This is a genomic window from Ohtaekwangia sp. (assembly GCF_036568665.1).
In the GTDB taxonomy this organism is placed as follows: domain Bacteria; phylum Bacteroidota; class Bacteroidia; order Cytophagales; family Cyclobacteriaceae; genus Ohtaekwangia.
Genome location: NZ_DATCSD010000026.1, coordinates 1 through 25,623 on the forward strand (window position 1 = coordinate 1; position 25,623 = coordinate 25,623).

Annotated in this window: 23 protein-coding genes, 1 tRNA gene and 1 pseudogene; 15 read left to right on the forward strand and 10 right to left on the reverse strand. The window is 42.1% G+C overall.

The genetic code is table 11. The features are described from left to right. The 6 genes and pseudogenes from VIN08_RS01230 to VIN08_RS01255 all read left to right on the forward strand — a co-directional run. Window positions 1-396: pseudogene (locus VIN08_RS01230) on the forward strand (ATP-dependent DNA ligase); the annotation flags it as partial. A gap of 372 nt (window positions 397-768) precedes the next feature. Then, entirely contained in the window at window positions 769-1,182 is a 414-nt protein-coding gene (locus VIN08_RS01235; RefSeq protein WP_331959005.1) for an OmpA family protein, read from the forward strand. Between the two features lie 187 nt (window positions 1,183-1,369). Beyond that, on the forward strand, window positions 1,370-2,059 hold the full coding sequence (locus VIN08_RS01240; protein WP_331959008.1) for an ABC transporter ATP-binding protein: 690 nt from the start codon (window positions 1,370-1,372) through the stop codon (window positions 2,057-2,059). A 1-nt stretch (window position 2,060) separates the two neighbouring features. Beyond that, a complete protein-coding gene (locus VIN08_RS01245; protein WP_331959011.1) occupies window positions 2,061-3,410 on the forward strand; it encodes a TolC family protein in 1,350 nt (449 codons plus the stop codon). Between the two features lie 227 nt (window positions 3,411-3,637). Then, entirely contained in the window at window positions 3,638-5,635 is a 1,998-nt protein-coding gene (rpsA, locus tag VIN08_RS01250; protein WP_331959013.1) for a 30S ribosomal protein S1, read from the forward strand. 142 nt (window positions 5,636-5,777) lie between these two features. Next, window positions 5,778-5,848, forward strand: a tRNA-Cys gene (locus VIN08_RS01255). Window positions 5,849-6,046: 198 nt separating this feature from the next. Here VIN08_RS01255 and VIN08_RS01260 read toward each other — a convergent pair. Next, on the reverse strand, window positions 6,047-6,214 hold the full coding sequence (locus tag VIN08_RS01260; protein WP_331959016.1) for a hypothetical protein: 168 nt from the start codon (window positions 6,212-6,214) through the stop codon (window positions 6,047-6,049). 226 nt (window positions 6,215-6,440) lie between these two features. Between VIN08_RS01260 and VIN08_RS01265 the strand changes: the two genes are divergently transcribed. The 7 genes from VIN08_RS01265 (at window position 6,441) to VIN08_RS01295 (ending at window position 12,541) form a co-directional block, all read left to right on the forward strand. Beyond that, complete coding sequence (locus VIN08_RS01265) at window positions 6,441-6,773, forward strand: hypothetical protein (protein WP_331959019.1); 333 nt, start codon at window positions 6,441-6,443, stop codon at window positions 6,771-6,773. Window positions 6,774-6,966: 193 nt separating this feature from the next. Further along, window positions 6,967-7,530, forward strand: coding sequence for a Crp/Fnr family transcriptional regulator (locus VIN08_RS01270; RefSeq protein WP_331959022.1), 564 nt, complete (start codon window positions 6,967-6,969; stop codon window positions 7,528-7,530). Window positions 7,531-7,654: 124 nt separating this feature from the next. Next, on the forward strand, window positions 7,655-9,217 hold the full coding sequence (locus VIN08_RS01275) for a hypothetical protein (RefSeq protein ID WP_331959025.1): 1,563 nt from the start codon (window positions 7,655-7,657) through the stop codon (window positions 9,215-9,217). A 59-nt stretch (window positions 9,218-9,276) separates the two neighbouring features. Next, window positions 9,277-9,822, forward strand: coding sequence for a hypothetical protein (locus tag VIN08_RS01280; protein WP_331959028.1), 546 nt, complete (start codon window positions 9,277-9,279; stop codon window positions 9,820-9,822). Window positions 9,823-10,240: 418 nt separating this feature from the next. Further along, window positions 10,241-10,801 (forward strand): RNA polymerase sigma factor, encoded by a 561-nt coding sequence (locus tag VIN08_RS01285; RefSeq protein WP_331959031.1) that lies wholly within the window; start codon window positions 10,241-10,243, stop codon window positions 10,799-10,801. Window positions 10,802-10,869: 68 nt separating this feature from the next. After that, window positions 10,870-11,265, forward strand: a complete 396-nt coding sequence (locus VIN08_RS01290) for a hypothetical protein (protein ID WP_331959033.1) — start codon at window positions 10,870-10,872, stop codon at window positions 11,263-11,265. Window positions 11,266-11,383: 118 nt separating this feature from the next. Then, a complete protein-coding gene (locus VIN08_RS01295; protein ID WP_331959036.1) occupies window positions 11,384-12,541 on the forward strand; it encodes a hypothetical protein in 1,158 nt (385 codons plus the stop codon). A 943-nt stretch (window positions 12,542-13,484) separates the two neighbouring features. Here VIN08_RS01295 and VIN08_RS01300 read toward each other — a convergent pair. Beyond that, complete coding sequence (locus tag VIN08_RS01300; RefSeq protein ID WP_331959039.1) at window positions 13,485-15,437, reverse strand: NUMOD1 domain-containing DNA-binding protein; 1,953 nt, start codon at window positions 15,435-15,437, stop codon at window positions 13,485-13,487. A 295-nt stretch (window positions 15,438-15,732) separates the two neighbouring features. Here VIN08_RS01300 and VIN08_RS01305 point away from each other — a divergent pair, with 295 nt between their 5' ends. Beyond that, the gene (locus VIN08_RS01305; RefSeq protein ID WP_331959042.1) at window positions 15,733-16,587 is read left to right on the forward strand and encodes a HEPN domain-containing protein; all 855 of its coding nucleotides are present in this window, start codon (window positions 15,733-15,735) and stop codon (window positions 16,585-16,587) included. On the opposite strand, the gene VIN08_RS01310 is transcribed toward VIN08_RS01305, so the two are convergent. Further along, window positions 16,576-17,094: a helix-turn-helix transcriptional regulator gene (locus VIN08_RS01310; RefSeq protein ID WP_331959044.1), complete on the reverse strand. Its 519-nt coding sequence runs from the start codon at window positions 17,092-17,094 to the stop codon at window positions 16,576-16,578. The genes VIN08_RS01305 and VIN08_RS01310 overlap by 12 nt on opposite strands. A gap of 376 nt (window positions 17,095-17,470) precedes the next feature. On the opposite strand from VIN08_RS01310, the gene VIN08_RS01315 reads away from it, so the two are divergent. Then, entirely contained in the window at window positions 17,471-18,031 is a 561-nt protein-coding gene (locus VIN08_RS01315; protein WP_331959047.1) for a sigma-70 family RNA polymerase sigma factor, read from the forward strand. Between the two features lie 366 nt (window positions 18,032-18,397). On the opposite strand, the gene VIN08_RS01320 is transcribed toward VIN08_RS01315, so the two are convergent. The 7 genes from VIN08_RS01320 to VIN08_RS01350 all read right to left on the reverse strand — a co-directional run bounded on the left by VIN08_RS01320 (window position 18,398) and on the right by VIN08_RS01350 (window position 25,605). Beyond that, complete coding sequence (locus VIN08_RS01320; RefSeq protein ID WP_331959050.1) at window positions 18,398-18,940, reverse strand: hypothetical protein; 543 nt, start codon at window positions 18,938-18,940, stop codon at window positions 18,398-18,400. Between the two features lie 170 nt (window positions 18,941-19,110). Then, the gene (locus VIN08_RS01325) at window positions 19,111-19,737 is read right to left on the reverse strand and encodes a hypothetical protein (protein ID WP_331959053.1); all 627 of its coding nucleotides are present in this window, start codon (window positions 19,735-19,737) and stop codon (window positions 19,111-19,113) included. A gap of 194 nt (window positions 19,738-19,931) precedes the next feature. After that, a complete protein-coding gene (locus VIN08_RS01330) occupies window positions 19,932-20,570 on the reverse strand; it encodes a hypothetical protein (RefSeq protein WP_331959055.1) in 639 nt (212 codons plus the stop codon). A 178-nt stretch (window positions 20,571-20,748) separates the two neighbouring features. Next, entirely contained in the window at window positions 20,749-21,051 is a 303-nt protein-coding gene (locus tag VIN08_RS01335) for a hypothetical protein (RefSeq protein ID WP_331959058.1), read from the reverse strand. Window positions 21,052-21,232: 181 nt separating this feature from the next. Further along, a complete protein-coding gene (locus VIN08_RS01340) occupies window positions 21,233-21,775 on the reverse strand; it encodes a hypothetical protein (protein WP_331959061.1) in 543 nt (180 codons plus the stop codon). A gap of 116 nt (window positions 21,776-21,891) precedes the next feature. After that, window positions 21,892-22,380, reverse strand: coding sequence for a hypothetical protein (locus tag VIN08_RS01345; RefSeq protein WP_331959063.1), 489 nt, complete (start codon window positions 22,378-22,380; stop codon window positions 21,892-21,894). Between the two features lie 6 nt (window positions 22,381-22,386). Further along, window positions 22,387-25,605, reverse strand: a complete 3,219-nt coding sequence (locus VIN08_RS01350) for an RHS repeat-associated core domain-containing protein (protein WP_331959066.1) — start codon at window positions 25,603-25,605, stop codon at window positions 22,387-22,389. Window positions 25,606-25,623 lie beyond the last annotated feature (18 nt).

Sequence of the window (25,623 nt, forward strand, 5' to 3'; positions counted from 1 at the left end):
GATTGGTGGAAATGGAAGATCGATCCGTTTACCGTAGATGCTGTAATGATCTACGCCATGCATGGTGCCGGACGAAGAGCTAATTTATATACCGACTATACATTTGCTGTGTGGGATGGCGATCAACTCGTGCCATTCACAAAAGCCTATAGTGGACTTACCGATGATGAGATTCGCGAAGTAGACCGATGGATAAAACAAAATACTATAGAGCGCTTTGGTCCGGTGCGCAGTGTAAAACCCGAACTCGTTTTTGAAATAGCCTTCGAAGGTATAGCCAAATCTACTCGACATAAATCCGGTATAGCGCTCCGCTTTCCACGCATTAAACGCTGGCGCAAAGATAAACCTGCCTCGGAAGCAGATCGTATTGAGAACCTGCGGAAACTACTTTGAGATGTCGTTGTTGAAAGTTAATCGTTGCACGTTAATCGTGACGAGCTATACGCCTGAAGATATAGCTTGCTTTTCATCTGCGTAAAACTTGAGATCGGGCGGGAAAAAACGGCTGCTCCTTCTGTGAATTTGTGGGAAATAAATTTGACTGTTTAAGTCTGTGTTATTGAACACCGAATAAGGAACATCGATCAAATGGTGAAGCTGTGGTGTCTGTTCTTTTCTTTTCTTTTCTGAAGAGATCAGATGCTTTTACGAAAAACGGATAACCACTAACGAATAGCGAGCAGCGGCTAACCGTTCGTAGCCACTTAAATCACCTTTCGCAGATAATTGCTAACCCGTAACAGATAACTTTCGTAACTTATCATCATGCTCCGCTATATCATTATACTTCTGCTGTTGCCGCTGTACCTGCAGGCACAAGACCAGCCGCGGGATGAGATACGGAAGAGTATATTTTTCGGAGGAGGCAGTTATGATATAGATGAATGGCAAGCGGCAGAGCTATATGACTGGCTCGACTCCATCCCCGATCTGCTGGAGAAATACGATATACATCTGATCAGTCATACTGATCCGATCGGAGGAAGACAGTTCAACGAGTGGCTATCCAAAATGCGCAGCGGTTCTGTTCAGAATCTCTTGTTGCAAAAAGAAATTCCCGAGCACAAGATCACCATCAAAGACTGGGGATTCGAAAATCCGGTCTATAGCAATCAAACTTATTCGGGTATGCAGATGAACAGACGCGTAGATGTGATCCTTTACCCGATCATCTTTTAGAAGAAATTCCTGGTATTTATCTCTGTCCGATTTAGGACACCGTTTTGCACAAGCGGACGAACATTTTCGGATCAAATCTCATTTTCACGCATCCAGCGCGTAAAAGGTCATTGGCACATTGTTCGCAAAGAGGGAGAAAGGCTCCGTGCAACGTTTTTAATTTGCCGGATTACTTTACCAACACGCTATGATTAAACTACGCGATATCGACAAGTACGTGGACTCTCGGTTCCAGCGCACTTTTATCCTGAAAGGTGTAAACCTCGATGTTGAACAAGGAGAATTTCTAACCATCATGGGCCCCAGCGGTGCCGGTAAATCCACACTGATGAACATCATCGGTATGCTGGATGAAACATCGGCCGGAGAATACTACTTCTTCGATGAGCCGGTGCACAAGATGAAAGAGAAACAGAAGTCCGATATGCACAAGAACTATATCGGCTTCATCTTCCAGGCCTATCACCTTATTGACGAATTAACAGTATACGAAAATATAGAAACGCCTCTGCTCTATAAGGGTGTAAGCGGCAGCCAACGTAAAAGCATGGTGGCAGAAATGCTCGATCGCTTTAACATGGTAGCGAAAAAAGATCTCTTCCCCGAGCAACTCAGTGGAGGCCAGCAACAGTTGGTAGGTATAGCACGCGCTATAGTAGGCCAGCCTAAATTATTACTGGCCGATGAACCGACCGGTAACCTGCACTCCGACCAGGGTAAACAGATCATGGAGATTTTCAAGAAACTGAATGATGAAGGTATCACCATTATACAGGTGACGCACTCGGAAGAAAATGCACAGTTTGGCAAACGCATCGTGCGGGTAGGAGACGGCACGATCGTAGCCGATGAGAAAGTAATGGTAAACGCGCAATAAGATGAAGAGATTTTTAGCATATATACTTTCCGGTATAGGCTTTACGGTATATGCACAGTCGCAGCAAACACAGCCTGTTGCTACTCTTACCTTTAAAGATGCTGTAAAGATTGGCCTGGAGAACAACGTATTGCTCAACCAGCAGAAGAACCAGTTGGAGTATACCCAGATCAATAAAACATCATCTCTATTACAACTTGGTCCGAGTCTGCAGGCACAAGGGAGTGCTTATCGAAACGATGGTAACTCTTTTAACCAGAACCGTGGTGAAGTAGTAAACGGGGTTATCGATTACGTAAATGGTTCCATCAGTGCGAGTATGCCGGTATTCAACGGGCTGATGTATGTAAACCAGTATCGCCAGGCAAATAATGTTAATGAAGCTCAACTTCATAAAGTAATTCGTTCTAACCAGGATGTGATTCGCGATGTGTCGAATCAGTTTTTGCAATGTTTATTAGATCAACGGATTGCTCGCATTAACGAAGAGAACGTCCATACCCAACGAGTACAATATGATCAGATCAAAGCTCAGGTGGAAGTCGGAAGTAAGGCAGAAGCTGATCTGTATAACCAGGAATACCAGGTAAAGAATGCGGAGCTTACACTGGTGAGAGCTCGAAATACATTCAAGAATGATAAAGCTACACTAGCCCTTACGTTGCAGGTAGACCCGATATCATTTGAAATAGCAGATGTTGACTGGGATCTGAACGCTGTGTTGATTGACAGTTTGTCGCTACAGGAAATGTATAATACGGCGATGGATCGCAGAAGTGATTTGAAGCAGGCCGAGTATACCCAGAAGGCTGCACACTTTGGTTATTCCGCATTAAAAGGTAAATACATGCCCAGTATATATTTTGGTGGCTCGTATGGCTCGCGCTACAACTATGTGCATGGAGAAACAAACAGATCGTTTGATGAGCAATTCAGAAAAGACAACACGCAGTTGAGCTATGGTTTTAGTTTGACGATACCGATCTACAACGGTTTGCTATATCGCTCGCAAGTTGCCCAGACAAAGGTGACATACGACAATGCAAAGATTCAACAGAAGAATGCAGAGGTAACAGTGCAGACCGATGTGATCCGGGCATTCCAGAATTTTAACGATGCAAAAACCAACTACGAGGCTGCTACAGCGCAGCTTCATGCGGCAGAGACTTCGTACAACATGGAAAAAGAGCGCTATGATCTGGGTATATCCGATATAACGCAACTGACCATTTCTACGCAGGCGTATGTGAAAGCCAAGAGTGATTATGAAAGTTCGAGATTTACCTTGATGTTCCAGCGGTTACTTATTAACTATGCTATAGGAACGCTGAAATTTGAAGATATACCATAAAGATTTTTTCCCCAACCCCCTGAAAACCCCTTGCTGGCTCTTGTCAGCGGGGTTTTTTAGCTATTGGGAGAGAAACTTTTGATATACAGCGAAATAGATTCTTACAATTTTGTACCTTTGCACCCCTGTTCGGTTGAACGGGCCTTGAGCATTTTGCCTGAGGAATGTAAAACAAAGTTGTAACAGCGATGCCCGGCTGTTGCATGTATTGCAAGGGTAATTATTACATGGCGAAAGCACAGAAACCTGGTGAAAGACCCAGAAAACCTGCCGAAACGAAGGAACCTGTTGCAAAAGGTGCTTCAAAAGCAAAAAAGATTGACGTTGACGAAGACGATCCGTTGGCTGACATCAAATCTTCACAGAAAGAAGATATCGGAACTGAAGCCATCCCGGTTTCAGAATTAAAGAAAGCGAAGTACGAAAAACAGATTCCTGGTCAGTTCGACTTTGAAGCATTCGACTCTAAAGGTTTTGGAGAAGGATATTCAAAAGAGAAGCGCGCTGAAATGGAGCAGATGTACTCCGGTACTGTAACCTCTGTTAATACAGGTGAAGTGGTAAAAGGTACTGTAGTAGGTATCAACGACCGCGATGTTATTCTGAACATCGGCTTCAAGTCAGATGGTCTTGTACCACTGGCTGAATTTAAAGAAATGACTAACCTGAAAATAGGAGATGTAGTTGACCTCTTCATCGAAGAGCGTGAAAACGCAATGGGTCAGCTTGTCCTCAGCCGCAGAAAAGCGAAGCTGGTGAAAGGTTGGGAATATGTACAGAATGCATTGGATAAAGATGAGGTTATTGAAGGTTTTGTAAAACGCAGAACCAAAGGTGGTCTTATCGTAGATGTATTCGGAATCGAGGCATTCTTGCCAGGTTCACAAATCGATGTTAAACCGATCCGCGATTTCGATGTATATGTAAACAAGAACATCGAAGTAAAAGTGGTGAAGATCAACTATACCAACGACAACGTAGTTGTATCGCATAAAGTACTGATCGAGAAAGATCTCGAGCAGCAAAAAGCAGCGATCCTTACCAACCTCGAAAAAGGTCAGGTACTGGAAGGCGTTATCAAGAACATGACAAACTTCGGTGTGTTCATCGATCTTGGTGGCGTAGACGGATTGTTGCACATCACCGATATCAGCTGGGGTCGCATCAACCATCCGGAAGAAGTGCTCAAGCTTGATCAAACCGTTAAGGTTGTTGTGCTTGACTTCGATGAAGACAAGAAGAGAATTTCATTGGGTATGAAGCAACTTACAGCTCATCCTTGGGATGCGCTTGCTGCTGATATCCAGGTAGGTTCTAAAGTGAAAGGTAAGATTGTTAACGTTGCTGACTACGGTGCGTTCCTCGAACTGCAGCCAGGCGTTGAAGGTCTGATCCACGTAAGTGAAATGAGCTGGTCACAGCACCTGCGTAATCCACAAGACTTTATGAAAGTGGGTGACGAAGTTGAAGCTGTTGTGTTGACACTCGATCGCGAAGAGCGTAAGATGTCACTCGGTATTAAACAACTTACTGAAGATCCTTGGACACGTCAGGATGTTCTTACCAAGTATGCTGTTGGTACTAAACATAAAGGTATCGTTCGTAACCTTACTAACTTCGGTCTCTTCATCGAGCTTGAAGAAGGTATCGATGGTCTTGTACACGTATCAGATCTTAGCTGGACGAAGAAGATCAAGCATCCTTCTGAGTTCGTGAAAGTAGGAGAGTCTATGGAAGTGCAAGTACTGGAGCTCGATGCTGCCAACCGCAGATTAGCGCTTAGCCACAAGCACCTTGAAGAGAACCCTTGGGATACTTTCGAAACTGTATTTACAATCGGTTCAGTACACAAAGCTACTATCATCAACAAAAATGATAAAGGCGCTGTGCTCGAGTTACCATACGGTATCGAAGGCTTCGTAGCTGCGAAGAACCTCGCGAAAGAAGATAACTCAAAAGCTGAAGTAGGTGAATCACTTGACTTCAAAGTACTTGAGTTCTCTAAAGAAGACAGAAGAATTGTATTGTCGCACAAAGCTATATGGTCTGCAGAAGAAGAGAAACCTGCAGCCGGTGGTGCTAAAGGTGGCAAGAAAGCTCCTTCAAAAGGTGCATCAATCCAGTCAATCAACCAGCAGACTGAGAAGTCTACACTGGGAGATCTTGAAGCGTTAAGCGCGCTGAAAGAGAAGATGTCTGGTGGTGGTGAATCAAAAGCTGAATAAGCAACTATATTTAAGAAGAAGGTGGCTGAAACTTCAGTCACCTTTTCTTTTTAAACCCGTTGTAATCACGATTGATTTTTATAGTTTTGTGACTTGTAATTAACACACTCGCACGCAAAACATATATATCACACAAGTACATGGTCTCGTGGCCGAGTGGCTAGGCTGAGCTCTGCAAAAGCTCCTACAGCGGTTCGAATCCGCTCGAGACCTCTAAAAGCCTTGAATCTGTTCGGATTCGAGGCTTTTTTATTTCATTAGTAAACTTTTAGTAAACTATATCGGCACTTATCTCCGACGCCTAAGCGAATGTAAGAAATAATATATATCCAAGGAAATTCAGGTAAATGTGTTCACTTTTTCCACTGGAGAACGGGCTGTCGTACTAATACATTGATTCACCTATAAATTTTACCCGTGGGTCAGAACTATATATATACCTATATCTATACCCGGGTCGTTTAGCTTGATATACCCGGAGGGTTGATGATGCCAATACTTAGTCAGTGTCACGAAAGCGATCCAAGTCACTCGCTTACTCCACCTGCGATATATAGCGTTGTCTGTTTTGAATTTCATCTTAGGATCGGGTTACATGAAAAAACAATGTGTCCTGCAACTGATCGCACTATACTCATTGCATGTTGATCAATTCAACTGCTTCCATTTGACAATGAGTCATGAGTCCGAATCCTCGCCTCGTTAATTTTCAAGCGGGACGACTCGCTTGTTGATTTAAACTTTTGAAGGACTTGCAATCATTTTTTTTATGCATTTATTTGTGCTTAGAACAATGGAATAGGAAATGCAGACAAGCGAATCTAAGTTCACTGGATTGGATGTCGATATAATTAACTACATTCGAGAGGCTCGTAACACGATAGCAAAACAACTTCTTCATGATCAGACACTAAAAGTATATTTGGCTGAACGCCACAATTTATCTGACGTCTCATTGGTGAAACTGGAATTCATCAAACGTGCTCTTCAGCAGCTCCTAATTGCACCGGTGGATCTGGAACACTACGGCCGCTTGTTTTTGGAAATGAAAAAATCGGGTGTCCCATTCCTACTCGAAAACAATGAGCCTCTGTTTTATTCTGATATTGAAACGGCGATTAAAAATTACGTGTACTGAACCACGCGACCGCTTTTATATACCCCTCACGTTAGAATGACCTTAGTCTACGATAACCCGGAGGGTAAATTGTAACTATTGTATATACAACTGTATCGCTACCAATTAACCTCTGAATAGAACCATCCATAGACCTTTGCGAGAGACTATCAGGGTTTTTGCGGATATTAGTTTGAGACGTTGCCTGCTATATATGAATGCTCTTTACGATATCGTACAAAAAATTCATCCTTTGCCTAATGAGTTTTGGGACGAGTTGCAGTCCACAGTAGTTCAGCGAGATATCCCGCGTAAGACTTTGCTGCTCCGCCAAGGTACGATAAGCAACGAAATATCGTTTATTGTTAAGGGGCTGGCCAGGGCCTACTATTTCAAAAATGATCTCGATATCACCTCCTGGTTAATGCGTGAGAATGATTTTATTATTTCAGTCGTCAGTTTTTTCAAGCAAGTTCCGAGCGAAGAAAATATAGAACTGCTTGAAGATTCAATACTAATTTCGATCCCTTACAAACAACTTCTTGCGCTATATCAAAAATACGAGGCCTTCAACGTTGTCGGTAGAGTAATAACAGAAAACTACTATATCCTTAGCGAGCAACGGATATACTCCATGCGAATGCATACTGCGCGGGAACGTTATGAGCTATTGCTATCGAACGACCCGGGTATATTTCAGCGCGTGCCTTTGAAGTATATAGCTTCTTATCTCAGTATGAAACCTGAAACGCTCAGTCGAATAAGAGCTGCACGGTAAACCATCCTTTATTGACAAATGTCAATTTACTTTTTATTACAACTGATGTAGTATTGATATATGTAAATGACGTGAACCATTTAGGATTATTTACAAAACGTTTCACTAACCTAACCCCGTTCTTATGAGAGTATATCTTTTAAGGAGAGCGACCGCTTTGCTTATACTTTTAACTGTCGTGATTTCATGTGAGAATGAGACGCAGATTGAAAGACACCCCTCACAATCACCCTACGCTGATGTAATCCGAAGCTACGTTGATCAACTGGCACCAAACACGGCCGTGGACGGTCAGATCATTTCGGATTTAAAAATATCACTCGATTATACCAGCATTCAGCAATATCACCTTACATCGAATGAAGAGCTTTTAATTGCTGAAGCGCCAGGTATCAAGCTAGAGGAGGAATTAAAAACTAAAGCGCTCCTCTTCATTCAGCACGGAGAAATTGTTAGAGCGAATTTGGTATCGTTCACTAACCGGCAGGTGGATCAGAATCATATCATTCTTTCCATCGCTAAAGCTCAGTTCGAGCCGGAGAACTATAGCGGCAAAATCTCCTACTATACTATATATGGAGATCTCCTCTTTTCCAATCTTATTGAGAATGGAGAGCTGGTTTCAAACACCATTTTACAGGCAAAGCGAAATTCAGGGAAAAACAATGGCCGGACTCAAGCGTGTATAGATTGGTATCTGATCACTACCTATCATTATGCCAATGGCAACACTACTTCTTCTGAACAATATATTAAGACCACCTGCGATGGCGATTGCCAGACGTCAAGAACGGCAGGTATCCAATGTGACGGTGGTACCGGTACGGGGGGCGGTTCCTACAATATAACATTGCCTGCAACTGCTAGAGATGGTGATACCTATACCGTTACTGAACCGAACGGAAAAACAACAACGTGGATGTTTGTTGCGGCCTCCAACAGTTGGACCATTACGTTGATTGTTCTGCCAGAAGTCGTTGTACAGTCCGACTATGCTACGTACTCCTATTTGTCATCCGATGGGCCTGCACTGGATGGCTCGCTGGTAGTGGGGCCAGATGGATTTCTTTATGTTTATGATGCATGGTCGGCAACTTGGCAGGGGGCCTTGCCCTATGAAGTAGGTGGCCCTGCGCGCCGCATCACTGATAGGCCGGCGCACCTCCGTTGCTTTAACAGGTCGCAAGGTGCAACGCTTACAATTTTTGCGGATCAGCCAGTGGCAGGCCATGATGACCCTATTTCGGGTGTGAGTGACGTTGGGCACGCTTGGATTTCGATTAGTCAAGGTGGAATAACTCGTACCTTTGGATATTATCCCACTGGCATTGTTCATCCCTATTCACCAACAGACGTGGCGACATTGGGAATTGACGCAGGGCACTCGTTTGACGTAAGTGTTCAGATACAAATTACTGCAAGTGAACTTTCACAAATACTTAACTATGCTATTAACATGCCGGCTACATACAACCTGGATATCAACAATTGCGTCAATTTCGTTGTTGAAAGTTGTGGCGCCGCCGGAATTGCTTTACCTGAAAATACGGGCACCTGGCTTGGGGGAGGCGGATTAAATCCGGGAAGATTTGGTCAAGATCTGAGAAATTTGAATTTACCTAACAAAACGGAGACTCATGATAATGATGGCGGAACTGCTCCGCAAGATAGTGGAAGTTGTCAGTGATAGAATTTGATTTCGTACATGTTTTGCGTTATTAAAATTAGCAACAATAATTTTCAACAATGAATAACAGAAAGTTAATAATCATTCTTTTTCTGCTTGCAGGGACCACGTGTTGTCAAGCACAAGATATAGTTAAAAAGAGAACTGATTTAGTTTGGAACCTTGTCAAAGATTTGAAGACCAACGTTCCTTACAATCAAATCTATGCGACCTATCTCGAAGATGGCGATTACTTCCCGAATGCAGATCGAAGAAAGGTCGGGAACGATTGGAACGATGGACTTAAACGCTTGATGAATGACGAATCAAATGGCGAGGTAGAAGTTTATCAATACGCCAGCCACCCACCGGATAGCGCTCTCACCAAGAGAGGGGTTGGCGATCCTGAAGACAGACTTCCTGAGGAGTATCGACCTCTTCAATTTTGGCTGAATAGAGATAAACAACATCAAAACTTGCCAGTGAATATAAATGATATATATGTCGTAAGATTGAAGAATAAAGTTTTAGCATACGTGCTGTTTAATGATTCTGATAAAATGATAACGTATGGTGCCGTTCAAATTTTGAACATAGTCTGGCTGTGTAGGTTTCAATATACGTGAGTTGCTTTTTTTCGAAATGCAAATCGACAACTCATATATACTAACTGGATAATGAGTGGTAAATTTTGTTTATTATCTTCAGATTTCTTGCAGAATTAACGTGGCATGATCGCTGGTATATATAGATAACAAGGGTCAAATTCTTTCAAATACTATATTTCGCTTAACAAAGGTTAAGACCACTACGAACAGAGCGGCAAATAATAGCTTAGTAGCGCCTTTTTTTGTAATTGTTGCCTAAAACCTACGGCTGCCCTTACAAATCAAAAGGAACTTTTTCATTTGTAGATACGATAATCTATTTTAGGTATGCAAGGAATCTTGCAGTCGTATCTCAATGCTGGCCGTTTTGGTAATCACCCATCAGTACTACCTCACCAGCGCCATTGTGCAGTGTAGTTAAAATGTGAAATAGTGGATGTCACCCGTTATCGACAATGAACGATTCAGAAGGTTATTGCGCTCGTATCCCATACGAGCAGTGGCGCTCCTCTATAACGAATATCACAGGAGTCTCAGAAGTATATCTTTCGGACTTACCCATGATATCGAGGCATCCAAAGATATAGTACAGGAGACTTTCTACCATGTTTGGAAGAACAGTGAGCGACTAAGTGACTTTCACGAAAGGTCAATCGAGAATTACCTGGTGAAGGTTGTCCGGTATAAATCGATCACCTATTTCAAACAGTCCATCCAACTAAACATTGACAATCTCAAATTTTTGAACGGTCACCCGACTAGCCTCATGGTGCAGCCGTTCGAGCAGAAAATCATTGAGGCAGAAATTATAGCCGATATCCGAAAGGCGATTGAATCTTTCCCTAAAAGGCAGAGGGAATGCTTTTTAATGCAAGTGGATAGGGGGCTGACTATTGACCAAATCGCCCGCGAACTTGGGATAACTTCCAAGGCGGTTGAAAAGAACCTTACCAGTGTAAAAAAGAAGATCAGGAAGTTCCTGAAATCTCGCCTATAAATAAATCGTACAGCCAGGGTAGGGGAGAGACCAGTTTTATAGAGTTAGATATATAGATGCATAAAAAGATGGACAGCGTCAGGCTTATTTACCGGGTCTTATCGGGCGATGCTTCTGATGAAGAGAAGGCTCAACTGGACAACTGGATTCGTCAAAGTGATGAAAACGGAGAGGAGTACCTCAATATAAAATTGCTTTTGGAAAACAGGTCGGTCGAAGATGATTCCAATGTTGGATTTACGGAAGGTCTCTCCGGAATAAAGAGAAAGGCCGCCAAGCGTAAGTACCACGCTGTAGTAGTTATGGCTATAAAATATCTCGTAATTTTTGCTGTACTATTTTTTCTGTTGAGTCTCATCTATAGGGCAAGAGTATCAAAAGGCAAAAACAGTGATGTTGGAAACCTGTCGTGGCATAGCGAGTTCTCACCTTGTGTTTTTGATCGAGTAAAAGAATATATATAGGCACACAACAATGTGATAGGGTGGGGCTGACTGACATGGTTTGCCCGGATTAAGGATTTTGTTTTACGATGGCTAACAATATGGTTGTACTTGATATACCTGACTACTCTAATCAGTCGTGTTACCAAATATTAAATACGAACTCCGGGAACTTGAAAAAGTATTCTCCTCTGGTCCTTCTCCGGAGGAGAGAACGGAGATTTGGAAAAGCCAGGTGAGGGCCGAGGTCGATAGGATAAAGCAAACCCTTATACAAGAAGTGTTCACCTTCGAAGATGAACGGCATTTGGAGCGCTATATCCAATACCATCAACAATCTCTTATTCAGTTGATGGATAAATGCGCACTCTCGATGAGTGACCAACACTCCAAAGGCAAAGAGTTTTTTCAGGCCTTTTACGCTGGATTCGAAGAGTTACTAACCTTTATTGAGAGACACTTTACAAAGTATTTTGATCAGGATGCTAAAGCACCACAGGGATATATATCTATATCCAAGAAGGATACCAAAACTAATCTCCGTAAACTCCAGAAAATATTTGCGTCAAAGAATGCCGATGAAAAGATCGTTGATTTGATGCTGCATGTTCTTCGGAAAATTATTGATGGCAATTCTAGTTCGGGAATCACCTATAGAAAAGTTCTATACTGTAAGGAAGTACAAAAGGAGTTGTTCAGGCTTTCAGATAAACCTGTAAGCGGTATGGAACTTGATGACGAGCTTCGTCTGTCGATCTACTACTTAAACTATAATTCAACGCGGGTTCTCACCTACCACGCGCACTATATAACTTCACTCCTGGATAAATCCGAGTTCCGGACCGAAAAAATTGAGAAGCTGTCTTTTGAGTTGAAACGGATCATTCAAGCACAAGTGAAACCAGGCATAAGTTACCACCAAAATGCTCCGTCGCTGAAAAGTCAGTTGACAGACTACATCAACGTTGAATTGGAATATCAGGAGCGGTTGCAACGGCTTTCAAATTTGCCATCGGATCCACCGTCAGGAAATTTCCTGGACGGATTCAAACTTAAATTTGATGCATCCGTATCGCAGCTTGCATACTTGATAAAAATTCTAATAGAGACGAAGATGATCCTGAACAACAACTTAAGCCAGTTGATGGGTTTCATCGTCAGATTTGTCACAACCAAGAAATCAGAGGCCATCTCCATAGGCAGTCTTCGATCCAAATTTTACAATGTTGAGAATGGCACCAAGGAGTCTGTTCGAAATATACTCCTCGGTATGATCCAATATATAGATAGAACCTAAAGTATTGAAACACCAGATGGATGGTTTTTCTTGTATGAGATGATGAACCTATAGTCCTTCTTCCATTGACAGTATATTTTTCTATACTCTTGATCAATGATTTCGGAGAGGTTGTTTAGCTGTGATCGCAGGTCCTCTCGTCTCGTGGAAAGAAATTTGATCTCCTCGATTTTTTGCATGTAATAAAAGTGATCGACAACCTGATGGATACCTACTCTCTTTTCAGCGTGTAACTGATTGGAGAGGGATTGAAGTTTGGATGTCAGCTTTGACATTTTCTCGTGCGTCATTCTTTGTTACGGATTAATGAAAGGGCCGGACACACATTTCTGAATAACCTAAATAATAAACTGAGGAAATTGTCTACTTGGTGGTGTGCCGGCCCATAGTCGTTTAACTGCAAATGATACTTTGAGTCTAAATGACCTAAGGTCCGGTGAGCCTACCTTATTTCGTGAAAAATATTTTTAGTGACGCTGCTATAGTATATATGCCGAGGGGCGGGGATGTCAGAATTGTTGCTATGGTTCGGCCTGGCATATCTTCGAAGCCCAGAATCTCAGAGTTGAGTTCTTAATTCTGTTGTGGGCTATTACTCGGATCCCAACGGCCAAAACAACATTCGACCGGAGTAATTTATAAAATAACCAAAGCACCATTTGCAATGTGCCTCATAAAAAAAACAATTAGAAACTGTGAAGGGACTCCTGGTTCTTCTGAAAATCTATACGTGAAATAAAATGATTCTCAAGATGATCGGTATAACAAACAGTGCGCTTATGCTCTCACACAAATTCTTTCCGCTAACGTGCGCATGTTCAAACCTAGGATTTTTTTTGGACTTATCTAATGCTTGGATAAATAAATTTCGTCACTGATATAGTATATATATACCATTATATGAACAATATGCTGGTTAACCGGGCGTTTGTGGGGAACGGCTTTATTCCCGCAACCGCCATAGATTGCCTCCAGCTGATTGCGATTGTCCATTGACAACTGACGAGATTCGCCCTACAGCGATTCCTTCTTGACGCGCCGCTGCTGCTATACTGGGGTATTCACACACAAATTCTCCATCTATAGTATATTTGGCTACCGCTTTGCTTATTCGTTGCAAATGCTTCCGGGTAGAGGCATAATAAGCATCTGCGTCCAGTTTCTTGGGTCCATCTCCGTATTGCCAGATATAGCCACCCGTTGTTTTTAGCTTTCCGCGTGCCACTTGGGAGATTGTCGTAGCATGAACGCCCGTTGCTTCCTCAGCCTGTTTAGTACTCGTATATACACTTAGTTTACGCCCTTGTAAATCATACTGCGTTACCATCTTGGCTTTATTAGCAGGTTGTATTTTGGCAAAAGATCCTTTATAGATATTTCCCCTGGAACGCCAAACAAAGCCTCCGGAAGAGCGATATGGATGGTTTAGGGCTGTGCGTATGCCCGATCCACTCGTGCCAATAGCGCGTGCGGCTTCTGTAATACTTGCGTAGACAGCAAGCTTTTTCCCTTCGATGGAGTACTGTACTACTTCCTTCTCGCTTACATTGGTTCTTGAGTACTTGGATGGCTTGAAAGCGGATAGTTTCTTGACGTCATCCAGGTTAGCATGCTTCCAGATATATCCACCGGCTGTCTTGTTTTCGCCTATAACGTTTTTCTGAATGTTGGCGCTTGTGAGGCCAGAGGCCTGGGCTGCCGCTTGAATCGTGTGATAAGTCTTTAGCTTTTTACCCTCCCGTGTATATTGTGTAACCGGCTTACCCACGCTATAGTGTTTGAACTCTCCGCGGTACGAGTCGCCTTCGAAGCGCCAAACGAAGCCATGTGATACACGGGTTCGTTTATAAGCACAATCCAACAACGTTGCGGCTGTGAACCCTGTTTGCTTTGATGCCTCGTTCACACTGGTATATTCGGCAACTGTTTTTCCTTTGAGGCTATATTGAATTATGGGTTTTGGCAGATTCTTGATTTGGCCTTCAAATTCACCGCGGTATATATCATGTTCGTATCGCCACACAAATCCGCCAGCGATCCTTGCTTTTCCAAGCGCACATTTGCTAATAGAGTTCGGATCGATGCCTACCTGAAATCCGGCTTCTTTCACACTTGGATATACTTTCAGTTTTTTGCCGTTGAGCGCGTATTGTGTCACTTGTTTTTCAATAGCAAAATTTGCGTACTCGCCTTTATAAGCATCGCCTTTGAAGCGGTATACGAAGCCATGCAACTGCATCAATTCGTTTTTGATAACCGCCCGAATACTTCCGCGGTGTGTATTGTTCTTTAATGCTGCATCTGCTACACTGGTGTACTCGCTGATTTTCTTACCACCTAAAGTATATTTGATAACCGCTCTGGGCGCATTTTCAGGTGACCAAGCCGCGCCCTTTGTTCTTTGCCCTGTCCGTGGTATGCGCTGCAAATCCAAATTATGCTTATAAAGCTGTACGCCATTCATGAGCACGAGGTTGTCATACCGGTTGTTGCAATTGTCACCGTCTTTGTGGACGACTGCCAGGCGCTCATCCTTCAAGTCAAGTGGTTCAACAAAGAAATGATATACCAGCCGGTTTACTTTGAATGAATAGTTTTTGTCTTCATAGCGTAAATGAATGGACAGCTGATCGGTGTATTCATTTGTGTATGAGTTTTTATAGCGGGTGAGACATTGTTTCCGTATCCGCTCCTTCGTGAAATATAGCTGGCCGGTGATAGACATTACAGGTCGCGGAGCCGCCCAGATTCTTCCGTAATTAGAAACGCTATAGTAACCATCGAATTGCGGTATATCTACCCACACTTCGCCATCCATGCTTTGCAAAGACAGGTTCATGAAAGGATAAAGACTATATTTAGTTGGGGTAGAGGAATGACTTTTTCTTGAACTCATGCGTTTTTTGGAGCACAATTATACACTGAAAAAAAACGGGCAAATATGTCTCTCGCGAGAATATTATGACCAGGATTTGATGATACAAAACGGTTCTCCTTTAACACGTTGAACTCGGGTGGGCTCCTAAATTCGCGCAGGCAATATCCTTGAAAACTTTGGAAATGCAATAGGCTGATCAGGTATATATCTGACTTTATTTGAAATATATATACTATTTCCATTGAGTCTGGGGTTTTAACTTGGTATAATTCGTAAATTTCCTGTGCTTTAGCTTTATACCTTTGTTTGTAGAATGAAGACATCGTTAGATCATTTACCCGAGAGCAAGCAGCTGGAAATTTCCAGAATAGTGGAGATCATTAAGGAGGTGGTGCAGCCGGAGAAAATTATACTTTTCGGCAGTTATGCCAAGGGCTCCTACGTGGACCATCGGTATCACACCAAGGACGGGATTGACAATGAGTATATAAGCGACTATGATTTCCTGGTCGTCACAAAAGATAGCCCGGAAAAGCCGTACCTGCAGGAAAGTACCATTATGGACAGAGTGGACCGGTATAAGCCGCCCGTTAATCTTGAGATACACTCAATTGATTATATCAATGAAGGGTTGAGTTGGGGCCAGTATTTCTTTCGTGATATTGTCATTGAAGGTATACTTTTATACGACACTAACAACTTCGATTTTGCAGCACCAAGAGTCTTATCTTCTATTGAAGAGAAGCAGAAGGCTCTGGACTATTTTAATATCTGGTATCCGCAGGCAAGTGAGTTTTTAATTGATTGCGTTCATGCATTTGAACGTGGTAACTATAAGAAAGGAACATTTGAACTGCATCAAGCCGCAGAGAGTCTTTACTATTCGGTGTTGTTGGTTTTTACGGGATATAAACCGCGGATACATAATTTGTGGAAACTAAGAAAGAAAGCAAAGCCTTATTCTGAAGAATTGTTTCTCGTTTTTCGCGCTGAAAAAAATAAGGAGGAAGAATCTCTTTTTGATTTGCTGAAGCGGGGATATATCGATGCAAGATATAAGCCTGACTTCATTATCTCTCAGCAAGAACTTTCTACTCTGATTGATCGCGTAAAGAAGATGCAACCGATCGTTGAACGTATCTGTAAAGAAAAGATATCATCGTACTAGCTTATAGTTTTGATAGGAATTCTTCCCGCTGGCGGAGCTTACTTTGCGTAATACGTTGGCAGCCACTAATAGCAATAGAGCGCCTGATGTATCTGCGCTTGGTAAATTGATATTGAATTTCTTTTTGCATTGTTCAACCACATCCTTCACTGATTTTGGAGTTTTGAAGAAATTCTCATCTACGAGTTTCTTGATGTGATGGGTGGTTCCTAGTTTTTTTCCTTTTCGGACCTTGGGTGTAAAATTTGTGTTGAGTTTTAATTCAAAATTGAAATCGAATAGCTCCATCGGATTTTTACCCAAGGCAACTGCAAGGGCTTTTATTGTATGCAGTCGTGGGCTGCCGTGTCCATTTTCAATGGACGAAATTTGTGATTCACTGATAGAGGAATGAGCAGCCAGGTCGATTTGTGACCAGCCGCGTCCCTCCCGTATTTCTTTGATCTTTTTTCCGAAGGCAATCTGATATTCTAAATCGTTTTTCTCTGGTTTTTGGCGTTTTCCCACGCGATCAAATTGGGTCTGCCAAACGATTAAATGCTTCGTATTTGTGCGAATTAAATTTAATCGATATATTTGATTTTGGTCATTTTTAACCCCAAATATCCATTCACTGACGCCTGAGAAACTGACGTAATGGAATTATGGGACAAGATTCTAAAATATCAACCTTATTAGGTGCGGATGCCTTTTGCTTACTGACGTACCCGGGTATTTTCTCAGGCCTCAGTAATGATGGTAAGCAAGGCACCGTATCTAATTTTTATTCATCCACGATAGCTGATCGGAGCAGGAGATTTCGCGTGGAGCCCACGTTGTTCATCCCTGGTAATTTTTATTACTGGGGTTTGAACTTACCACTGCCAATCAATCCGGTTGTTGTATGAAGCCGCCACAAGACCATACCGTTTCTGATATGGAGTTGGTGGCTCTTTTGATTCAGAGTAATGAACTCGCTTTCCAATCGATATATACACGCTACGCTGGTAAGCTATATAGTTACGCCAGAAAGAATATACCCTTGAAAGAAGACTGCGAGGAAATCGTTCAGGAAGCCTTCGTATCTATTTGGGAACGGAGAGAAGGTCTGACTAACATCACCGCACTGGAGCCCTATTTATACCGAATGGTGAAATATAAAATCATCCGCTACTTTCAACACTCGGCAGTGAAGAAAAGATACGAAGAGCACTATAGATTATTTGAGGAGATATATAACCAGATAGAAAGCTTTGATAGAGAGCCGACCATGATTCAGAAAGTTATTGATAAAGGCTTGTCTGACTTACCAGCCAGAATTGGTATGGCTATGAGGCTGCGTTTAAGTGAGAACCTCTCAAATGATGACATCGCCAGGAAAATGAACATAAAGAAAATTGTGGTCGAGAAGTATATAGGTATAGCTAAAAAACATCTACGGGCTACCTATGACAATTTGATTTAATAAGCTTTATTTTTTCCATATACCTGCTGACCAGTTGTTAATAATCTATTCTTTTCAAGATTGTTTCCGTTTTTTTTGCCAGCTCGTCCAGGCGCTCCCAAATCCTTCAGTAGTTTTTTAGTCCCTTAAGAAAGGCAACAGACTTTTTTCGGGTTCCCGTAAAATAGATTTCGGTCTCATTGCCAACGCGTTTTGTGACCTTGAACACCCCAAATTCATTCAGCTCTCTTTCACGGAGCAAGTTAGGCGCCTTGCCGGTGCGAGCCTTGTTTACAACGCCAAAGCCAAAGTCACTTGAGAAACTAACTTTACCCCAAAACCTCGTCTCCAAAGGGATGTGTGTTTTTTTCTACAATAGAAGAAAGTTCATCTTGTAATTGATAATGGAATTGTTTGAGAAAAAGTACAGCCTTGAAATAGTTTTGCCTTCGATGACTTAATCTTATCTACATCAAGAATTTCCAAAGTCTTGTCACCGCTGTAGTACGCTACTTTCAAATAATACAACCCTTTATGCAACATAAACCTCTTGAGAGAAAACTCTTTGATATATGTTTTAGACTCCCCACTCTTTAAGGCGATACCGCTTTTGAGGAAGTCCACCCTTGCTTCATAGAGAAGCCTATCTAGTATTTGCCGTGTTACTTTTCTCTGTCCCTGATGGTGAGCAATTTCAATTGTAGGTCTGGCTTGTTTTTCATTGGGATAATACAACCCAATGACGATGCCGGTACCGGTATTTCGTTTGTCGCACAATTCTGACAAATCAAAAGGTGCCAATCTGAGACCGCCATCAAGTGCATACACCAGAAGGTTTTCCTTTGAGGTGTTAGTAAACGTTAATGAAATGACTAACACACAAGATGAATCATTGCCAAATAGTGAGTCTTCTTGAATTGTCAGCGACAAAGAATTCGAGTAAATGTCCTGCGCAAAAACACAAGGCTGTATTAAAAGTAACATTGAAAGCGATGTTAGGGAAACTACGTTTCTATTCATCTTAGATTATCGGTTCAAGGCAGCTGCACGGAGTCCTATTGCTAACAGGAGTTTCTGCGAGCGATGTATGGAAGTTCGCTTCATTTTACGGTAAAGATTATTGGCATGGAAGTCAGACAACCTTGGAAAAGCTTTGCTTTATTGACTTCCATGTCCTGTTTGATTTGAGTTTCACCGATCCTGTTTGTCCAAACGCCTTGACCCGAGAAATAGACTAGCTTAAGATAATAGGTGCCTTTTTCCAGATGATAGTCAAATAAATCAATACTCCAACTTATCGAGACCTGACCTTTGCTTCGAGCTATTCTCGTTCCCTCAAGAAATTCAACGCGACCTCGTTCAAGCATCGCGTCTAGTTGTTCTTGCGTTTCGGGAGCTGGATGCGTTGAATCGTGAAATTGAAGAACCGGATATTTCCGTTTATCCGTGCTATCGAATACCATTAAGGCAAGGCCAGCCCCGACTTTCGTCAAGTCACAGGCACGCTCTTCGACTACAAAGTTCTTCACCAAATGGCTTCCAATCCCATAGAGAAGTAAGTTATTTTCTGTATTATTCTTAAAGCGCAGGACAATAGATAGCCATTGATTATCTTTTAAAATTTCAGACGAATCCGTCTCAACTTGAATGTCATACTGAGTCTGACTAAGCGAGGTTGTTTGTAAGCTGGAGAAGAGTGCTATTAATATAATTCGGGAGTAGGCCATAGCGGTGAAACATCGGTTAGACTGCTTTCGCAATGAGGATGTAAAGAAGTTTGAGTGCTATAGATACTGTTGGCATCAAATGTTTGTTTGTTTTTGTAGTCGTTAATGTTACCTGTAAGCGGAATCTTTCGTAAAGGTGCAAGGGCTATTAGAATATAGAAGATCTTAAGCAAAGCACTTTCTTAGGTTTGTTTTTAGTACTCGTTAATGAAGGTCTTTCGATCCAGAGCGTTTATATATCGTTCTGTCGTTTTTAGCTGTGCACTTTCCGGGTTCTCCAGGAGATAATTTCTGATCTCATCCAATGCTGCATTTTTATCTTTTAGAAAGACATACAGAAATGCAATGTCTGATTTCGTTTTTTCATCTTTTGGGTTACTTTTTAATCTTTCTTCATAAGCCTTTAAGGCTTTATTATACTGTTGCTCGGCTGAGACGATTTTGCCTATTTTTTCGAGGAGAAAACCTTGACTTATCAGAATCTCCGGGAAATCTGGTTTAATACGTTGCACCCGACTTAAAACTCCTATTGCCTTCTCGAATGATCCTTTTCGCTGTAATGCTTGAGCTTTATTGATGTAAGCAAGCACGTATAAACTGTCGATCTCGATAGCCTTGTCTAAATATATTATTGCTGAATCGTATAATTGGTTCTTGAGGGAATCATAAGTATGTCCAGCATCTCCAATAAGCCCTGAAGCTTTGTTATTAAGCTTTAGAGCAACGGAATTCGGTTTGTATGCTTCAATCCGTGTAGTTTGATTTGACGTCTTGTCGCGATCTCCGCAAGCGATGAGAATGAATACAGATAAAATAAACGCCCTTTTGCTCATAGTTTTTAGTTTCTCGGTAGTCCTATCGTTCGAATAAGAACAGGAATTGTCATCACACCTGAATGCCGGCTTCCGGCTGAGAATACCGTTCTGACTACCTGATGAGGATAGTCTTCCTGCGCCCGGATCTTTATTGGCAACATTGAAAGGAATATTAGACCTGCGAACCTATTCATCTTTAGTGCTGAGGCTTTCTGTTGCGATCGTCAATACGTGATAGGATATAGTTCAGCGCCTCTCTAAGTTTTTCTGAGTCATTTGACGTCTCAATACCTTTTACCTGAAAATACTCGTTCCACCCTTTGCCCACACTGTCCCACAGTCCCATCACAAATCCTGTTGCATCCGCACCAAGGATTGGATTAATCCAACCTTCCCTGGGAATTATATCATAAGATTGAACGGAAGTTTGCTTCGTGTTTTGATCATACAGGTAAAGATCGAAGCCCACAGCCATCAAATCTCTTTCTTGTTCATCCAAAAAGCTAGTCCTTCATAACTTCTTAGCGCCATCCAGGCTCAGTAATTGTGCTATTATCATCTTCCTGATAATATGGATTCCATATAGCAACGCCAAAGCCAAAGTCACTTGAGAAACTAACTTTACCCCAAAACCTCGTCTCCAAAGGGATGTGTATTTTTTTTCTACAATAGAAGAAAGTTCATCTTGTAATTGTTAATGGAATGTTTTGAGAAAAAGTACAGCCCTGAAATAGTTTTGCCTTCGATTTCTTAATCTTATCTACATCAAGAATTTCCAAAGTCTTGTCACCACTGTAGTACGCTGCTTTCAAATAATACAACCCTTTATGTAACATAAACCTCTTTAGAGAAAACTCTTTGATATATGTTTCAGACTCCCCACTTTTTAAGACGATGCCGCTTTTGAGGAAGTCCACCCTTGCTTGATAGAGAACGCTATCCAGTACTTCGCGCGTTACTTTTCTCTGTCCATGAGGGTGAGCAATTTCAATTGTGGGTCTAGCTTGCTTTCCATTAGGATAATACAACCCAATTAGAATGCTAGTACCGGTACTTCGTTTGTCGCACAATTCTGACAAATCAAAAGGGGCCAATCTGAGACCACCATCAAGTGCATACACCAGAACGTTTTCCTTTGAGGCGTTAGTAAATGTTAATGAAATGTCTAATACGCAAGATGAATCATTGCAAAATAGTGAGTCTTCTTGAATTGTCAGCGACACTGAATTCGAGTAAATGCTCTGCGCAAAAACGCAAGGATGTATTAACAATAACGGTAAAAGCGATATTAGGCCTTTTAATTTGTTTGTAAATGAATCTCCTGGCAACGGCATCCTTGTTAAAACGAGAATAGCTTTTCTACAGTGCTATTAAAAGGTGTTTCACTATACATTATTACTAACTCATTTGGCTTCTCGATTATTTTAAATCGCGTTAGCACTTTGGTCTTAAAATTCTGGCGCTTGACGTTTTTAATCACCTCAACACATCTGTCTTTGTCAATTTCGCCTAATGCAATATCTATGATGCCTAAATGGAGAGTATTTTTTAAGAAAAAGTCAGTACATCTTATTTCGCAAGCTTTTGAGAAGTTGCTAGTATTGAAATCTTTATTCAAAAAAGCTATTCTCTCTTTTACACTAATCTTATTGTCGACATAGGCAGTGTCTTTTATTTGCGAAGCGATACTTTGAAATTTGCTTAGGACTGAATCCAATAGTGTGGTTTTATATTTGCACTCAGAATTCAGAATTTCAGACTTGATTTCCTGCGACTTTGCATAGCTGACAGTTATCAAAATTATTGTTATTACCAGTATTCTCTTCATACATCTTTAAGGTTTATATAGTACAATCGATGGCCTAGCAGCTTGTTGATAAGTTATTGTCATAGCCCCAGAAGAGGCTAATTGACTAAGAGTGGATGCCCCCGATAGACTCAAAACAAAACTATTAAACTGCACAAATCCTTTTGGGCCACCACACACTTCAATGCAACCAGCGGTTGCGTACAACTGATTCATGGGGTCATCTGGGCCGTCATGTATTAGAAAACTTCCAGTGACTCTCCATGCTCCATCCTCTGGGGATGCGAAACTGTGTACTTTATAGGCTGGTTCCCAGCTTTTAATTGTATACGACTGTTGATTTGCAAGTCCTACGATGCCCGGTTTTTTGTCTGGGGAATCTCTATATACGCCGAATCGCAAGACCTGAAATGTCTTACTCACGGAATTGCCTTGGTCATCCGTCCCTGAAACGGTCATCTCGTAGATAGGGATCACATACGTATTTCCGTCATAGTACATGTAGGACCAGGTTAAGGCATTGCCTATTGGCGTGCCTCCTATAGTAATATTTACTGCTCGGATATTTTGCTGTTCGACTACAACTGCTGGGTCATTTCGTTTGTTCATCCAGAAAGCCAGTCCTTCGAAGCTTCTTAGCGCCATCCATGCTCCCCTAATTGCGCTATTGTCATCTTCTTGGTAATATGGATTCCATATGGCAAGACCGTTTCCAAAGTCACTTGAATAGTCTGATTGACCCGTTGTCGGATTATACCAAGCCCAAGATGTAACGGTTCCATCCGTTACCTGAAAATACTCATTCTTACCATCACCTACACCTTTCCAGAGGCCCATCACAAATCCTGTTGCATCTGCTCCAAACGGATCATTAAAGCTTACCGGATTGTTTAGGGCATAGTGATACGGAGAACTCTCAGCATAACTGTCTGATTTAGGATCGATACTAACAAATCGACCGAGCGCGGCATCATATCCCCGGAAGAACGTTTCATACCATCCTGAATTGCCATTCAGTTCTGAAGCCATGTTGTAAAGATACTTATTTGCAGTTGCCTCGGTTCTTGTAAATGTATTACCCGTCGGCATACCGAAAGGATAGTATTCGTTATACTGTAAAATCGGACTCTTCACGTGCTTGATACTAAAGTCGTCAAAGTATACTTCTGTTATAGTCGAGTTTTCATTGCTAAGGTATATATAGATGTACCCTGACTTTCGCGCTCTTGCCGTAAGGTTCATCTTGTCAGCTGTCCCCCCTGGCATAGCTCCCGCGGAACCGATCTGGTCATATCCAAAATCATATGGCACAAAGTTGTCGTCAAAGAGTATGTAATTTAAAAATGCTTTTGGGGCATCACCATCGTAAGCAAAACCACTTGTACCTATAATTGGCCCGGCATTAAACAAGCTATTCACAGCGCTATATGCATCTGCCGTTACTCCCGTAGAGACAAGATTAAAAGCACCCAGCATGGCAGTTGCGAATGAGCTTGATATGGTGTTTCCTTGGCCTGTAGCAGCAAGATACTTGCCATATACTTCCATGTTTACCACGTCACCTGGATATACCCTGATGCTTTCAGCCGGGCCTATAATTTCTCCATTGATTTGTGTTGACGCTGTCAGGCGATAAGCGGCTGTACCAGTTCTGCTATAGACGCCTGTGTTGTTGATCTTCCCCGTATTGTAGTTAGCAAATGCCGTTGACTCACCAGCCTGATTGGCAGCTTCAAATATAGCCTGGTAATCGTCATCTAGGTGACGATATAATCCCACTTTGTTGATGAAAATTTGATCTCCCGACACAATGCCGTTGTCCCATAATACACCAGCTTGTATTTGGGTGACACCCGGGGGTATAATCACATCAGAACTTATCCATTCTTCGTTTTCAATTCCCTGTGGCAGCAAGGCGCCCGTCCATAACAAGTCGCCTACATTGCTTGATATATAGAGGTAGGCTGTTTTTGAAGAACCACGATAGCCAAGCAATTTGTAGGTGTATTTCTCACCGGCCTTAACAGTAACTGCCGGACTCACGTATGCTCCTGGCCTACCCGTTGATTGATTGGTCTGTACACGAACATAGGTTTGGGTATTTTGGGTAAGCGTTGTTAGGGCAACATTTTGAATAGCCGTGAAACCGGAGGTCGATCCTGCGTCAGCATTCGAAATTAAATTGGTGGATTCAAAAGGGCTGCCATATATAGCCCTCATATTTCCTTGATGATCGGTAAGCGCAAACTGATACTCGAATTGTCCGGATGCTTTTCGTACAACGCGTCCTTCCGGAGATCCAAAAAAACTCAACGTTCCGCCCTCATACTGAAAACCACCTATATAGTCAGTTGTTGTCTGCAACGTTGTCCCCTGGTAGGCGTTCACTTTTAGTTTAACTCCGGTTGCATCATATAGATAAGTAACAACGCGACTATCTGAAAACTTGATACGACTTACCTTACCTAGCAGATTATACTGGATGCTATCAATGCCTTTATTCTTGTCGGCCGTTAAATCTCCGTTTGTGTTGTAAGTATATTCTGTCGCTATGTTAGCTCCATTCTTAAATCCATTTGTATTGCCACTAGCGTCTTCAACCTTACTCAACGAGTTCCCAGCATAGGTGTAGGTCATATTGTCCATTACCTCGGAGGCAATCGAAAATGCCGCACTTCCTTTTTGAGAACGATTCCGTATCAGTGTCGAAATATTTCCGCTATAGTCGTAGGTGATATTTTCGTTATAGGCATCTGCTTCGTTGGTCCATGTCGAGGCCGTTGGCTTGTAGGCCTGGTATTTGGCTGCCTTCAGGCGTGAAGCCCGGTCATAATCAAATTTATAGCTTCGCTGATCTCCGACACCAGTGAGTCCATCGGATTGCACACCCCATTTAATAGCGGATACATTTCCGTTAAAGAAGACCTTATCACCTGCCTGATCGTTGAGCCCGGTCTCCGTTGTATTATACAACACCTCCAAACCGAAGAGATCATTCACATCGTTGTTATTGCTAGCCACATTTAGCTGTGAATTATTGATCGATTTTATCCATCCGCGAATTGTATAGCGATAGTCGACAGATTGAAGATAGGCATTGTCAGGCCCGCTTAACTTTTTATCTACGCGTTGACCTAGTTCGTTGTACTCATAACTCGCAATCAGTACTTCTGCATCTGTATTGATCTGCTGGTATACTTTCTTTGGTCGGCCGATGTGGTCATAGTCTGTTCTTTGAACAAGCATCACTTCCTGTCCTGTAAC

Excerpts from the sequence above, each read along its gene's own strand:
- VIN08_RS01235 (WP_331959005.1), top strand. The coding sequence starts at position 769 with ATGCTCCGCTATATCATTATACTTCTGCTGTTGCCGCTGTACCTGCAG.
- VIN08_RS01240 (WP_331959008.1), top strand. The coding sequence starts at position 1,370 with ATGATTAAACTACGCGATATCGACAAGTACGTGGACTCTCGGTTCCAG.
- VIN08_RS01245 (WP_331959011.1), top strand. The coding sequence starts at position 2,061 with ATGAAGAGATTTTTAGCATATATACTTTCCGGTATAGGCTTTACGGTA.
- rpsA (WP_331959013.1), top strand. The coding sequence starts at position 3,638 with ATGGCGAAAGCACAGAAACCTGGTGAAAGACCCAGAAAACCTGCCGAA.
- VIN08_RS01260 (WP_331959016.1), bottom strand. The coding sequence starts at position 6,214 with ATGAAATTCAAAACAGACAACGCTATATATCGCAGGTGGAGTAAGCGA.
- VIN08_RS01265 (WP_331959019.1), top strand. The coding sequence starts at position 6,441 with ATGCAGACAAGCGAATCTAAGTTCACTGGATTGGATGTCGATATAATT.
- VIN08_RS01270 (WP_331959022.1), top strand. The coding sequence starts at position 6,967 with ATGAATGCTCTTTACGATATCGTACAAAAAATTCATCCTTTGCCTAAT.
- VIN08_RS01275 (WP_331959025.1), top strand. The coding sequence starts at position 7,655 with ATGAGAGTATATCTTTTAAGGAGAGCGACCGCTTTGCTTATACTTTTA.
- VIN08_RS01280 (WP_331959028.1), top strand. The coding sequence starts at position 9,277 with ATGAATAACAGAAAGTTAATAATCATTCTTTTTCTGCTTGCAGGGACC.
- VIN08_RS01285 (WP_331959031.1), top strand. The coding sequence starts at position 10,241 with ATGTCACCCGTTATCGACAATGAACGATTCAGAAGGTTATTGCGCTCG.
- VIN08_RS01290 (WP_331959033.1), top strand. The coding sequence starts at position 10,870 with ATGGACAGCGTCAGGCTTATTTACCGGGTCTTATCGGGCGATGCTTCT.
- VIN08_RS01300 (WP_331959039.1), bottom strand. The coding sequence starts at position 15,437 with ATGAGTTCAAGAAAAAGTCATTCCTCTACCCCAACTAAATATAGTCTT.
- VIN08_RS01305 (WP_331959042.1), top strand. The coding sequence starts at position 15,733 with ATGAAGACATCGTTAGATCATTTACCCGAGAGCAAGCAGCTGGAAATT.
- VIN08_RS01315 (WP_331959047.1), top strand. The coding sequence starts at position 17,471 with ATGAAGCCGCCACAAGACCATACCGTTTCTGATATGGAGTTGGTGGCT.
- VIN08_RS01325 (WP_331959053.1), bottom strand. The coding sequence starts at position 19,737 with ATGGCCTACTCCCGAATTATATTAATAGCACTCTTCTCCAGCTTACAA.
- VIN08_RS01330 (WP_331959055.1), bottom strand. The coding sequence starts at position 20,570 with ATGAGCAAAAGGGCGTTTATTTTATCTGTATTCATTCTCATCGCTTGC.
- VIN08_RS01345 (WP_331959063.1), bottom strand. The coding sequence starts at position 22,380 with ATGAAGAGAATACTGGTAATAACAATAATTTTGATAACTGTCAGCTAT.
- VIN08_RS01350 (WP_331959066.1), bottom strand. The coding sequence starts at position 25,605 with ATGCTTGTTCAAAGAACAGACTATGACCACATCGGCCGACCAAAGAAA.